We start from the raw sequence: 13,220 nt of genomic DNA on the forward strand, positions 1-13,220 counted from the left end.
GGCAAGTCTGCCAAGGCCGCGGCGGGGCGGCGGCGGGCGGCCGGCCGGGCGGCGGGTTTCTTACCCGGCTCTCACCCGTGGTTCTTACCGGCCTCTCACCCCTGCCACGCAGTCGGCTTACCCCTTGCCGACACGGTGGCCCCCGTGCCGGACGGGCCGGCCGCGGCGGCCGGCCGCGGTGCGGGACCCACCGGTCCCCACGACTGGGCAGACCTCGGGAAGACACCACTCCGGATGAAGATCACCCTCCTGCTGCACAACGCGTACGCCATCGGCGGCACGATCCGCACCACCTTCAACCTCGCCGCCGCGCTCGCCGGCCGGCCCGGCGTCGAGGTCGAGATCGTCTCGATGCTGCGCCACCGCGAGGTCCCGCGGTTCACCCTCGACCCCCGGGTGCGGCTCACGCCCCTGGTGGACACCCGGGTGGGCAGCGACGACATGGCGGACCCGCGGTTCGGCGAGCCCGCCGAGGACTTCCCGCTCGCCGAGAAGCGGCACCACCAGTACAGCCGGCTCGTCGACGTCCGCGCCGCGGAGTTCCTGCGCACCACCGACGCCGACGTCCTGATCGGCACCCGCCCCGGCATCAACGTCTACCTGGCGCGCTTCGGTCCCCGCCGCGCCCTGCGGATCGCCCAGGAACACCTGCGCCACGACGCGCACGGCAAGCGTCTGCGCGCCGAACTCGCCCGCCACTACCGGCACTTGGACGCACTGGTCACCACCACCGAGGCGGACGCGGCGGTCTACCGCGCCCGGATGCCGCTGCCCGGCGTACGGGTCCTGGCGGTGCCCAACATCGTGCCCGCACCGCCCGTCGCGCCCTCCGACGGCACCGCGAAGGTGATCGCGGCGGCCGGCCGGCTGGTCCGCGGCAAGCGCTTCGACCTGCTGATCGAGGCGTTCTCCGCGGTCTCCGCCAAGCACCCCGACTGGCGGCTGCGGATACACGGCGGTGGCGCCGAACGCGCCGCGCTCCAGGGGCTGATCGACGGGCTCGGGCTGACCGAACGCGCCGAACTGACCGGGCCGCGCTCGCCGATCGAGGCGGAGTTCGCCAAGGCGTCGATCGTGGCCTCGGCCTCGGACGCCGAGTCGTTCGGCATGACGCTCGTCGAGGCGATGCGCTGCGGCGTGCCGGTCGTCAGCACCAACTGCCCGCTGGGACCGGCCGAGATCATCGACGACGGCACGGACGGCCTGCTGGTGCCGCCCGGCGACGGCCGGGCGCTGGCCACCGGACTGCTCGACCTCATCGAGGACCCCGTGCGCCGCCGGACGATGGCCGAGGCCGCGCGGGAGAGCGCCCGCCGTTACGACCCCGAGCCGATCTCCGAGCGCTACCAGCTCCTCTTCCAGGAGCTGCGCTCCACCCGGACCCGCCGCGCGGCACACCGCATCGTCGGCCGCGCCCGCCGCCGGGCCCGCGCCGTACTGCGCCGCGCACTGCGCCGCTGACGGTCCGCCTCCTCCCGCACCCGCCCGCCGGGCGGGCGTCCTTCGATCCGCGGTGAACTGACGGCCCGTGGGGAACGTACGTCCGGTCAGGAACGGGAAGACTCAGGAATGGGAAGACCGAGAACGCGGGGCGCGCACGAACGCGGAACACACACGGCACGGGGACGGCACGGGCACGGCAGGCACCGAACCGAACCGCACGGCACAGCACGGCACTCGTGGCAACGCAGTTGACGTTTCGAGCAGTTGGCGCTTCGCATCCGCAGGTCCGATCGGCAGGAGGCCACTCATGCTGCACGGTGTCGATGTCAGCTCCTATAACACCTCATTTTCCACCGAGGGGCTGGACTTCGTTTTCGTCAAGGCGACCGAAGGCCGCTCCTACATCAATCCGCACCAGAACACCCAGGCCGCGAAGGCCCGTAAAGCGGGTTGTGTGGTGGGTTTCTACCACTTCCTGTGGCCGGGCAACATCTCCGCCCAGGCGCGGTATTTCGTGGCGAAGTGCGCCTCGATCCCGGGCGACATCCTGGCCTGCGACTGGGAGACCACCGGCGACGGGACGCACGCCAGCAATGCGCAGAAGGACCAGTTCCTGGTCGAGGTGAAGAAGCTCCGTCCCAAGCACCGTGTGATGCTCTACTGCAACCGCGATTTCTGGCTCCACCGCGACACCACGTCCTACGCGGCCGACGGCCTGTGGATCGCCGATTACGTCACCGCCGGGCACCCGCGGATCAAGGCGAAGTGGCGCATCCACCAGTACACCGACCACCCGCTGGACAAGGACGTCGCGAACTTTTCCAGCAGGACCGCTCTGAAGAAGTGGGCGCACCCGGCATAAGGTTTCCTACGGCACGCGAAAGCGCGCTGCACGGCCACCGTCCGTATGCCGGCGACGAACACAGCGCGACCCCGCGCCACGTTTCGTACGCCGAAAGGCAACAACCGGTGACCGAAGCGCGCATCGCGTGACCAGGCCCACATCCCTCCGTACGGGACCCCTCGCGCAGGAACGAAATGCGCGCGCGTACGGAAACGAACCCGAGCGGAAAAGGAGCAGCCGTGACCGACCCGGCGTCCATGGCCCTGCAGCAGGAGATCGCCCGGGATCTCCAGGTAACCGCGTCCTTCGACGCCGAGCAGGAGATCGAGCGCCGGGTGGCCTTCCTCACGGAGCAGCTGACCTCCTCGGGCCTGCGCTCGCTGGTCCTGGGCATCAGCGGCGGCGTCGACTCGACCACCACCGGCCGGCTGTGCCAGCTCGCCGTGGAGCGGGCCCGGGCCGACGGGTACGAGGCGACGTTCTACGCGATGCGGCTGCCCTACGGCGTCCAGGCGGACGAGAAGGACGCCCAGCGCGCGCTGGAGTTCATCCGCGCCGACCGGGAGCTGACCGTCGACGTCCGCCCGGCGAGCGACGCGGCGCTGCAGGCCGCGGTGGACGGCGGGCTGGTCTTCCGCGACGCGCACCACCAGGACTTCGTGCAGGGCAACATCAAGGCGCGGCAGCGCATGATCGCGCAGTACGCGGTCGCGGGCGCCCACGACGGCCTGGTCGTGGGCACCGACCACGCGGCCGAGGCGGTCTCCGGCTTCTTCACCAAGTTCGGCGACGGCGCGGCCGACGTCGTGCCGCTGACCGGCCTCACCAAGCGCCGGGTGCGCGCGGTGGCGGCGGCGCTGGGCGCCCCGCGGGAGCTCGTCACGAAGGTGCCGACCGCCGACCTGGAGACCCTCGACCCGGGCAAGCCGGACGAGGACGCCCTCGGCGTGACCTACGACCAGATCGACGACTTCCTGGAAGGCAACCCGGTCCCCACCCCCGCCTTCGAGGCCATCGCCCGCCGCTACCGCCTCACGGCCCACAAGCGGGCCCTGCCGGTCGCGCCGTAGTCGCGAAGCCGGCGGCCGGACCGGCCGCCGGCGCCTTACCCCCCGCAAGGGGACGGTCACTCTTCCGGTGCTAAATCGTGGGCGTGGGCGGGCATGGATGCGGGCATGGGAAGCCGCGAAGTGCGATCGGAAGATCAACTGTCAGTGGGTCCGCCTACGCTCCGAGGCATGGGTTACGCACACCTGCGCGAACTCCAGACCGCGCTGACCACCGCCTCCGACCTGACCACCGCCCTCCAGTCCGCGCCCAACCGGCACGACGCGGACCAACTCGTCGACGTCCTCCGGCAAGCACTGACCGCCGCCAGTTCGCTGGGCGCCGAGACCGGCCCGACCGGCTGCGCCCTGCATCCGCACGGCGCGGTCGATCCGCTGTACGGCGACCCGGAGGACCCCCTCCCGCCGGGCTACGGCAAGTGCCTGCTCTGCAACGACCGCCGGCGCCGGGCGGACGCGCACAGCCCGCACATACGCCGGTTCGCCCGCCCGCACCCCCGCTGGCGCCGCCCGTTGAGCGCCTGACACCCGGCCGCGGCGGCAGCCCCCCGGCACGAGAGACGCACGAGGGGCTACCGCCGCGGCGGGCCAGGGGCAGGGCGCGGGTGTCCGGCTACCGGCCCGGGGGCGGTGCCTCGCCGTCCCCGTCCTCCGGTCGCTTCTCCGGCCGCAGGGCGATGCGCCCCAGCAGCGCGGCGACGGCCAGGGCGGCCACCGCGATCAGGGCGTAGTCCGGCACGCCGTTCCCGAGCCGGGTCGCCCATTCCTCGACCCGGAATTCGGCGTCGGCGTCGAGGATGCCGGGCAGCGCGCTGGTCCCGTTGAAGCACAGGAAGAGCACGCCGATGCCGAGGAAGAACGCCCCGGACACCACCGACGTGGTGTGCAGCCGCAGCCGCCCCAGGGTGAACTCCCGGCCGCGCAGCCAGCCGCGGGACCCGAGCCGGAAGCGGTCCCAGAACAGCGCCAGCACGAACAGCGGCAGTGCCATGCCCAGGGCGTAGACCGCCAGCATCGAGGCGCCGTACACCGGCGAGCCGCTGACCGCCGTCACGGTCAGCACCGCGCCGAGGATCGGGCCGGCACAGAAGCCCGCCAGGCCGTAGACGCAGCCGAGGAGGAAGGTGGTGACCGCCGACCGCGGGGTGATCCGGGCCGCCGCGGCCTGCGCGCGGCGGGAGGCGAAGCCCAGGCCGAGGATCTGGGCGAGCCCCATCGCGATGACCGTCCAGCCGCCGAGGGTGATGAGCAGGTCGCGGTGGCCGTTGAACAGCCGGCTGGCCGCCGTACTCGCCGCGCCGAGCGGTACGAGCGTGGTGGCCAGCCCCAGGTAGAACACCCCGGTGCGGGCCAGCAGCCGGCCGGTTCCGGTGAGCGAGTAGGCGAAGAACGCCGGCAGCAGCAGTGCGCTGCAGGGGCTGATCAGCGCCAGCACCCCGCCGAGGAACGCCGCGAGGTAGCCGATGTCGGTCACTTCCCGGCCCCCGCACCGCCCTTGCCGGCCCGCGCCGCGGCGTCCTGGATCGCCTGCGCGAAGACCTCGGTGGGCTGGGCCCCGGCCACCGGCCGGCCGTTGATCAGGAAGGACGGCGTGGACTGCACCCCGAGCCGGTAGCCCTCGTCCTGGTCCTTCTTCAGCGCCCGCTCGGCGTCCGCGCTCTTCAGGTCGCTGCGGAACCTGTCGAGGTCCGGCACCCCGCTCTCCTCGGCAAGCTCGACGAGCTTGTCCTCGGCCAGCGCCGCGCCCTTGCGGGTCTTGGCGTACAGCGTGTCGTGCAGCTGCCAGAACCTGCCCTGCCGGCCGGCCGCCCAGGAGGCGCGGGCGGCCCGCTCGGAGTCGGCGCCGAAGACCGGGAAGTTGCGGAACTCGATGCGCAGGGTGCCCGCGTCGACGTACTTCTTGATCAGCTCGGGCTGGGTCTCGCGGGTGAAGCGGCCGCAGAACGAGCACTGGTAGTCGGCGTATTCGACCAGGACGACCGGGGCGTCCTTCTTGCCGACGGCCAGCGGGTCGCCGGCCGTGCGCCGGCTGGTCCGCCGGGCGAGGTCGTCGAACATCTTCTGCTGGTCGGGGTCCTCCTCGGACCGGGGGGAGGCGGCGGCCTCGGGCTCGCCGCCGCGGGCGGTGTCGCGGTCGCCCTCGATGGTCTTGCCGATGGCGACGCCGATGGCGACCAGCGCCACGACGAGGGCCAGGACCGCGCCGATGGCGGCCAGTTTGCGGGTGCGGGAAGCGTTTGCGGGCATGCGGAAGCTCCTGACGTACGGAGAGGGAAATCGGCCGGGTGCGGGTGGCCGGCGGCCTATATCCGCAGTACGGGCAGGAGCGCGGTGGGGTCGGTGGCGGGGGCGCGGTCCGTCGGCGGACGGGCCAGCGCGAACTGGGCGGGCGCGTCGGCGGCGAGCGGCCCGGCTCCGGCCGTCGGCGCGGGGGCCAGCGGCTCACCGCGGTGCGGGGTGGGCAGCGGCGCGGACTCCTCGGGGCCGGGCGCATGCCGGTCCGAGCACCGCTTCCCCGGGTCGGCGGCGACCGGCGGGGCCGTCAACGGGGAGGTCGGAGCGGCGGCCGCCGGCTCCGCACCGGGCCGCCCGTCGATCGCGGTCACGGCCGTCGCCACGGCCGCCGGCGCTGCCGTAGGGCCGGCCGGGGCCACCGCTTCGAGGCCGGTCCGGCACAGCAGCGGACCGAAGGTCACCGCGAGGAGGAGCAGCAGCATCATGCCGGCCGATCGCCGCAGCTGGTGCATGTCCCTCCTCTCCGTACCGGTCGCGCGCATGAACAGCCCATCCTACGGACCGCCACCGCGCGACCGGAGCACCGGCCGGAGAGGGGTGTTCAGCGGTCGCCGACCCGCATCTCGAACCAGGTGGTCTTGCCGCGCGGCAGCAGGTCCACGCCCCACCGGTCGGAGAGTGTGTCGACGAGGAACAGCCCGCGCCCGCTGATGTCCAGGTCCTGGACGGGCATGAGACAGGGCAGCCCGCGGGACGGATCGCGCACCTCGATGCGGATCCAGCCACGGCGGCGCAGCATCCGCAGCGCCAGGGTCCGGGCTCCGGTGTGGCGTACGGCGTTGCCGACGAGCTCGGAGACCAGCAGCACGGCGTGCTCGGCGAGCTGGGGCGTCAGGGACCACTGCTTCAGGAGGACGGCGGCGGTCAGCCGGCGGGCGATACCGGCGGACTGCGGGCGGGAGGGCAGCCGGACCTCGCCGAGGGTCGGCTCGGCCACCAGGTCGACGGATACCGCACCCGGACTGCCGGGAGCCGGCGCCGGGGTCCGGTCCGTACCGGGGATGCCCCACCGCGCGGCGGCCGGATCGCTCCGCGGCCGCGGCTGCTCCATACCTTCGAGGCCCGCCATGCCCCCATCATGGCTGCTACTTGGCGGTCACGGGGGCGGAACCGAGGGAATCCGTTGCCCGGAATCGACGGCTCCGACCCCCGACGGAGACATATGCCAGTGGCAGCAGAGGTTTCGGGATCCCGCCGCTGACCTGCGACGACACCGGGCATACGAATGATCGATCCGAGGTGTCAACAGGGCTTTTTTGAGCCGCAGTTACGTTTTCCACGATTCGCCCACACGGGGCATCGGGTCCCGGCCAAACCTCATGCGCCCCGTCAACACCGCACGTATCAGAGGAACTTGGCCTTGCCGGGGCCCTCCTCGACGAAGCTGCGCATCCCGATCTCCCGGTCCTCGGTCGCGAACAGCCCGGCGAACCAGTTCCGTTCGACCGTCAGCCCGGTGTCGATGTCGGTCTCCAGTCCGGCGTCGACGGACTCCTTCGCGGCCCGCAGCGCCAGCGCCGGTCCGGCCGCCAGTCGCGCCGCCCAGGCGTGCGCCTGCTCGTAGACCTCGGCGGCCGGCACCACCCGGTCGACCAGTCCGATGGCGAGCGCCTCCTCGGCCTTCACCTGACGGCCGGTGAAGATCAGGTCCTTGGCCTTGGACGGCCCCACCAGCCGCGCCAGCCGCTGGGTGCCGCCGGCGCCCGGGATCAGGCCGAGCAGGATCTCCGGCTGGCCGAGCTTGGCGTTGTCGGCGGCGATCCGGAAGTCGGCGCAGAGCGCCAACTCGCAGCCGCCGCCGAGCGCGTAGCCGGTGACCGCGGCGACCACCGGCTTGGGGATCCGGGCCACGGCGGTGAACGCGTCCTGCAGCGCCTTGGACCGCACGACCATCGCCGCGTGGTCCATGACCTGCATCTCCTTGATGTCCGCGCCGGCCGCGAAGACCTTCTCGCCGCCCCAGACGACGACCGCGCGCACGTCGTCGCGGCGGGTGATCTCCTCGGCCAGCTCGCGCAGCCGGTCCTGGGTGGCGATGTCGAGTGCGTTCATCGGCGGGCGGTCCAGGCGGATGGTCCCGACACCCTCGGCGACCTCAAGATTCACAGTCATGCCGGAAGGTTAGTACGCGTTAACGGCGGGCGGACCGGTGCGCTCCGTCACAGTGCCCGGACCCGGTCACCTTCCGGCCGTTTCCCGCCGTTTCCCGGCGCTCCCGCCCGCTCGCCACCGGCGTCCTACTGGCCGGCCTTCCACTTCTCCCAGGAGAGGTTCCAGTCGCTGAAGCCGTTGTCCGGCTGGATCGTTTCGTCGTGCGAGTTCTTGACGATGACGACGTCGCCGACGAGGGAATTGCGGAAGAACCACGCCGCCGGGGTGGAGCCGTCGCCGCCGCCGCGCTGGTCGAACAGGCCGACACAGCCGTGGCTGGCGTTGCGGGTGCCGAACGTCGGCCGGCCGGACCAGTAGTTGCCGTGGATGAACGTCCCGGAATTGCTCAGCCGCATGGCGTGCGGGACGTCCTTGATGTCGTACTCGCCGCCGAAGCCGACCGTGTCGCCGTTCATCCGCGTCACCACGTGCTTCTCGCTGATCACCATCGTGCCGTTGTACGTCTCGGTGCCCGGCGCGCCCGCGGTGATCGGGACGGTCTTGATCTTCTTGCCGTCGCGGACCACGGTCATCGTCTTCTGCTCGGCGTCGACCGTGCTGACCTGGCCGCGGCCGACGGTGAAGGAGACCTGCTTGGCCTGGGTGCCGTAGACGCCGGGGCGGCCCTCGACGCCGTCGAGGTCGAGCTTGAGGGTGACCTTGGTGCCGGGCGCCCAGTACTTCTCGGGGCGGAAGTCCAGCCGGTCGTTGCCGAACCAGTGGCCCTCGATCGGGACCGACGGGCTGGCGGTGACCTTGATGGCGTCCGCCACCGCCTTGGGATGGGTGATGCCGCGGGTGAAGCGGATCGAGACCGGCATGCCGACGCCGACCTGCTGGCCGTTCTCCGGGCTGTACTGGCCGATGAAGGTGTTCTTCGGGACGAGGGTGGTGAACGTGGAGTGCTCGGCGGCCTCCCGGCCCCGGCCGTCCACCGCGACCGCGTCGACGGTGTACTTCGTCGAGGCGCCCAGATGGCCGCTCGGCTGCCACAGCGCGCCGTCGCCGGATATCTTCCCGTCGACCGCGTTGCCCTTGCCGTCGGTGACCTTGACGGTCTTCAGCCGCCCCTTCCCCGCGGTCACCTTCAGCGCGCCACTGGTGGCCACGCCGTCCGCGCCGTCCTTGGGGGCTATCGTCACCGCGGCCTGCGAGGCGGCCTTGTCGCCGCCGGCCTTGCCGGCCGCCTTCCCGTCGTCTCCGTCGTCGCCACCGCACGCGCTCACCAGCATCAGCGTCGCGCCGAGCAGCAACGCGAGCGGTGCGCCGCCGGCACGCTGCCCCCGGCGCCGGCGCGCCGGCACCCCCGGATTCGGCTGGACGTTCACCACTGGCCCCATTTCCCCTCGTACGGCCCGCACTCCCCCGCGCGCGGACGCGGAGGACCGCGCGCCTGGCGTTAGATAACCACACCGCACCGACATGTGAACTCCCCGCGGATGTCACCGTTTAGTCCCAAGTGCGGGGGTGAGCGGGAGCGGACGGCCGGGCACGCCCGCCGGAGCCGCTCCGGCGCGGTCGCGGACCGTCCGGCGCCGGTCAGTGCAGCGCGGAGCCGGACCGCCACTGCTCCCAGGACAGGTTCCAGCCGCCCAGGCCGTTGTCCGGTGCGACCAGCCGTTCCGGTGAGTTGTGGACGACCACGGTGTCCCCGACGATCGACTGGCCGAAGAACCAGCCGGCCGGGGTGTGCGGGCCACCGCCCTTGATGTCCTTGAGGCCGACGCAGCCGTGGCTGGTGTTGAGGCCGCCGAAGACCTCGGGCCGCGCCCAGTAGTTGCCGTGCAGAAAGGTCCCGGACCTGGTCAGGCGCATGGCGTGCGGGACGTCCTTGATGTCGTACTCGCCACCGAAGCCGACCGTGCCGCCGTCCATCCGCGTCAGCGAGTGCCGCTCCAGGATGACCATCCGCCCGTTGTACGTGGGGTTCTCGGCGTCGCCCGCGGTGACCGGCAGCACCGCGACGGTCCGTCCGTCCCGGCGCACCGTCATCGTGTGCCGGGCGGCATCGATGAAGCTGACCTGGTCGCGGCCCACCCGGTAGTGGACGGTCCGCCGCTGCGTCCCGTAGGCGTTCGGTGCGGCCTTCACACCGCGCAGCCGGAGCTCCACCGTGACCCGGGTGCCCGGCCGCCAGCGGTCGCGGGGGCGGAAGTCGAGGCGACGGTGGCCGAACCAGTGGGCGGCGACCTCGACGCGGGGCTGGGCGCTCACCCGGACGGCGCGCTCGACGGCCCGGCGGTCGGCGATCGGGCGGTTGAAGACCATCGAGAAGATCAGGCCGGTGCCGACCGTGGCGTCGCCCTGCGGCGAGAACGAGCCGGTGACGCGGTGGACCGGCGGGGCGGTGGTGAAGGTGGTGCGGCGGGTGGCGCGGTGGCCGGCGCCGTCCAGGGCGACCGCGTCGACGGTGTACGTCGTGCCGGGCCGGAGCGGGCCGGCGACGGGGCGCCAGACCATGCCGTCCGGTGAGATCCGGCCGACCACCGGCTGCCGGCCGGCTCCCGCGGTGCGGGTGACGTGCACCCGCTCCAGCCGCCCCTCCGGCACCCGGACCTCGAACCGCCCGTTGGCCCGTACGCCGCGCGCGCCATTCTCCGGGACGATCCTGATCGCCTCCTCCGGGGTGCGCGGGGCGCCGCCGATGAGCGCCTCGGTGTCCCCGCAGCCGGCCAGTGCCACCGTCCCGGCGAGCCAGGCCACGACGGCGCGGGCGACGCGGACGCGGACGTTCCGGTGGTGCTTCGCTCGTCCCCCTGCACGTTCCTGCTGATGGCCGGTCATATACCGAATTGTGAACGATGATGGGGAGTGACGGGGGTATGTCGCGTGCGGATCCATCCGTTTGTCCCGCCACGGAGGGCTCCGGGGGCGGCGCGCCGAGCCCCCGCGCGGGGAAACGTGAGGCAACGGCCGGTTGCGGGAAGAACAACGGGGAGGGCGGGAACGTACGCGCGGCCGGGACTCCGTGCGCGGGCACCGCCCGACCGAGCCATGAGCCGCAGGAGGCCGGCACGTGTCGAGCGCACCCGAACAAGAGGCGGTGGCGGACGAGCCCCTCGCCCCGCCCGCGGACATCCGCCCCGGCGCCCCCACCCCCCTGGGGGCGCGCCACCGCACCGGCCCCGACGGGGTCGCCGGCACCAACTTCGCCCTGTGGGCGGGCGGCGCCGAGGCCGTGGAGCTGTGCCTGTTCGACGAGGAGGAGCGGGAGACCCGCCATCCGCTGACCGAGCTGACCCACGAGATCTGGCACGGCTTCCTGCCCGGTGTGCGCCCCGGCCAGCGGTACGGCTACCGGGTGCACGGCCGCTGGGACCCCTGGTCCGGCGCCCGCTGGAACCCGGCGAAGCTGCTGCTCGACCCGTACGCCAGGGCCGTCGACGGCGACTTCGGCCGCCGTACGGAACCGGCCGGCCCCGGGACCGCGCTGCCGGCCCAGCTCTACGGGCACGTCCGGGACTGGCCGGACCAGCACCTCGCCGACACGGTCCGCGACAACCGGGACTCCGCGCCGTTCGTCCCCAAGGGCGTCGTGGTCGGCGAGGACGCCGGTGAGGAGGGCGACGACGAGTGGCGCGACGACCGCCGTCCGAAGACCCCGTGGCCGGATTCGGTCCTCTACGAGCTGCACGTACGCGGTTTCACGATGCGTCACCCCGGTATTCCGGAGCGGCTGCGCGGCACGTACGCGGGGCTGGCGCACCCCGCCGCGCTGGACCACCTGGTCCGGCTCGGCGTCACGGCGGTCGAGCTGCTGCCGGTCCACCAGTTCGCCCATGAGGACCACCTGGTACGCCGGGGGCTGCGCAACTACTGGGGCTACAACTCCATCGGCTACTTCGCGCCGCACGCGGGCTACGCCGCCACCGGGACCCGCGGGCAGCAGGTCGGCGAGTTCAAGCGGATGGTGCGGGCGCTGCACGACGCGGGCATCGAGGTGATCCTCGACGTGGTCTACAACCACACCGCGGAGGCCGGCGAAATGGGCCCGACGCTCTCCCTGCGGGGCATCGACAACCGCGGCTACTACCGGCTGGCCGGCGACGCCCGCCGCTACGCCGACTACACCGGCTGCGGCAACACCCTGCACGTCGTCCAGCCGCACGTGCTGCGGCTGATCACGGACTCCCTGCGCTACTGGGTCACCGAGATGGGCGTGGACGGCTTCCGCTTCGACCTGGCGGCCGCGCTGGCCCGTTCGATGCACGACGTCGACATGCTCTCCCCGTTCCTCGCCGTGATCGCCCAGGACCCCGTGCTGCGCCGGGTCAAGCTGATCGCCGAGCCGTGGGACGTCGGCTCCGGGGGCTATCAGGTCGGCGCCTTCCCACCCCTGTGGACGGAGTGGAACGACCGCTACCGCGACACCGTCCGCGACTTCTGGCGCGGCGCCCAGCACGACGTGCGCGACCTGGGCTACCGGCTCTCCGGCTCCAGCGACCTCTACGCCTGGGGCGGCCGCCGCCCGTACGCGTCGGTCAACTTCATCACCGCGCACGACGGCTTCACCCTGCGCGACCTGGTCACCTACGAGCACAAACGGAACGGCGACAACGGCGAGAACAACCGCGACGGCAACAACGACAACCGGTCCTGGAACTGCGGCGCGGAGGGCGAGACCGACGACCCCGAGGTCAGCGCGCTGCGCCACCGCCAGCTGCGCAACTTCCTGACCACCCTGCTGCTGTCCACCGGCGTGCCGATGCTGGTGGCCGGCGACGAGATGGGCCGCACCCAGCACGGCAACAACAACGCCTACTGCCAGGACAACCCCACCGGCTGGCTGGACTGGTCGCTCCTGGAGGACTCCCGCTGGCGGCCGCTGGCCGACCTCACCGCCCGGCTGATCACGCTGCGCCGCGCCCACCCCGTACTGCGCCGCCGGGCGTTCTTCTCCGGACGGCCGCACGAACAGGGCGGGCTGCGCGATCTGGCCTGGTTCACCGCGGACGGCACGGAGATGACCGAACAGGACTGGTACACCCCGGGGGCGACGCTCGGCATGTACCTCTCCGGGAACGACATCTCCCAGCGCGACGAACGGGGCGTCCGCATCGTCGACGACAGCTTCCTCGCCGTCCTGCACGCCGCCGCCCGCCCCCGCGAGATCACCCTCCCCGGCCCGCCCTGGGCGCAGACCTACGAACTCCTCGTCGACACCGCCCGCGAGGAACAGCCCACCGCCGGCGAACCGCCCTGCCCGGCGGGCGGCGCGCTCACGCTGCAGGGGCGGTCGGTGGTGCTGTTCCGGGCGGTGCCGGGCTGAGGCCGGGGCGGTGCGGGGCGGTGCCGGGCTGAGGCCGGGGCGGTGCGGGGCGGCGCGGGGCGGTGCCGGGCGGTGCCGGGCTGAGGCCGGGGCGGCGTGGGCCGGTGCGGGGCGGTGCCGGGGCCGGCGCGGCGTGAACTGACGGGTGCCG

The 13,220-nt window shown here is 72.8% G+C and carries 12 protein-coding genes; 5 read left to right on the forward strand and 7 right to left on the reverse strand.

Features of this window, described 5'->3' with window-relative positions; genetic code table 11:
* Positions 1-234 precede the first annotated feature (234 nt).
* From V2J85_RS23240 to V2J85_RS23255, 4 genes are all read left to right on the forward strand, one after another.
* Complete coding sequence (locus V2J85_RS23240) at positions 235-1,461, forward strand: glycosyltransferase family 4 protein (protein ID WP_330822631.1); 1,227 nt, start codon at positions 235-237, stop codon at positions 1,459-1,461.
* A gap of 289 nt (positions 1,462-1,750) precedes the next feature.
* Positions 1,751-2,305: a glycoside hydrolase family 25 protein gene (locus V2J85_RS23245; RefSeq protein ID WP_261955606.1), complete on the forward strand. Its 555-nt coding sequence runs from the start codon at positions 1,751-1,753 to the stop codon at positions 2,303-2,305.
* A gap of 221 nt (positions 2,306-2,526) precedes the next feature.
* Positions 2,527-3,357: an ammonia-dependent NAD(+) synthetase gene (gene nadE / locus V2J85_RS23250; protein WP_315975449.1), complete on the forward strand. Its 831-nt coding sequence runs from the start codon at positions 2,527-2,529 to the stop codon at positions 3,355-3,357.
* Positions 3,358-3,525: 168 nt separating this feature from the next.
* Positions 3,526-3,879 (forward strand): hypothetical protein, encoded by a 354-nt coding sequence (locus tag V2J85_RS23255; RefSeq protein WP_261955607.1) that lies wholly within the window; start codon positions 3,526-3,528, stop codon positions 3,877-3,879.
* Between the two features lie 88 nt (positions 3,880-3,967).
* Here the strand turns inward: V2J85_RS23255 and V2J85_RS23260 are convergent, their stop codons facing one another.
* The 7 genes from V2J85_RS23260 to V2J85_RS23290 form a co-directional block, all read right to left on the reverse strand.
* Positions 3,968-4,828 (reverse strand): cytochrome c biogenesis CcdA family protein, encoded by an 861-nt coding sequence (locus tag V2J85_RS23260; RefSeq protein WP_261955608.1) that lies wholly within the window; start codon positions 4,826-4,828, stop codon positions 3,968-3,970.
* Complete coding sequence (locus V2J85_RS23265) at positions 4,825-5,601, reverse strand: DsbA family protein (RefSeq protein ID WP_261955609.1); 777 nt, start codon at positions 5,599-5,601, stop codon at positions 4,825-4,827. The genes V2J85_RS23260 and V2J85_RS23265 overlap by 4 nt, the downstream gene beginning before the upstream one ends.
* A gap of 56 nt (positions 5,602-5,657) precedes the next feature.
* Complete coding sequence (locus V2J85_RS23270) at positions 5,658-6,101, reverse strand: hypothetical protein (RefSeq protein WP_261955610.1); 444 nt, start codon at positions 6,099-6,101, stop codon at positions 5,658-5,660.
* Between the two features lie 89 nt (positions 6,102-6,190).
* Complete coding sequence (locus V2J85_RS23275) at positions 6,191-6,718, reverse strand: ATP-binding protein (RefSeq protein WP_330822632.1); 528 nt, start codon at positions 6,716-6,718, stop codon at positions 6,191-6,193.
* Positions 6,719-6,993: 275 nt separating this feature from the next.
* The gene (locus V2J85_RS23280) at positions 6,994-7,761 is read right to left on the reverse strand and encodes an enoyl-CoA hydratase/isomerase family protein (protein ID WP_261955611.1); all 768 of its coding nucleotides are present in this window, start codon (positions 7,759-7,761) and stop codon (positions 6,994-6,996) included.
* 125 nt (positions 7,762-7,886) lie between these two features.
* Positions 7,887-9,128: a L,D-transpeptidase gene (locus V2J85_RS23285; RefSeq protein WP_261955612.1), complete on the reverse strand. Its 1,242-nt coding sequence runs from the start codon at positions 9,126-9,128 to the stop codon at positions 7,887-7,889.
* A 211-nt stretch (positions 9,129-9,339) separates the two neighbouring features.
* Positions 9,340-10,584: a L,D-transpeptidase gene (locus V2J85_RS23290; RefSeq protein ID WP_330822633.1), complete on the reverse strand. Its 1,245-nt coding sequence runs from the start codon at positions 10,582-10,584 to the stop codon at positions 9,340-9,342.
* A gap of 232 nt (positions 10,585-10,816) precedes the next feature.
* Here V2J85_RS23290 and glgX point away from each other — a divergent pair, with 232 nt between their 5' ends.
* Positions 10,817-13,069: a glycogen debranching protein GlgX gene (glgX, locus tag V2J85_RS23295; protein WP_330822634.1), complete on the forward strand. Its 2,253-nt coding sequence runs from the start codon at positions 10,817-10,819 to the stop codon at positions 13,067-13,069.
* Positions 13,070-13,220 lie beyond the last annotated feature (151 nt).

This window comes from Streptomyces bugieae, assembly GCF_036352915.1.
GTDB lineage: Bacteria > Actinomycetota > Actinomycetes > Streptomycetales > Streptomycetaceae > Streptomyces > Streptomyces endophytica.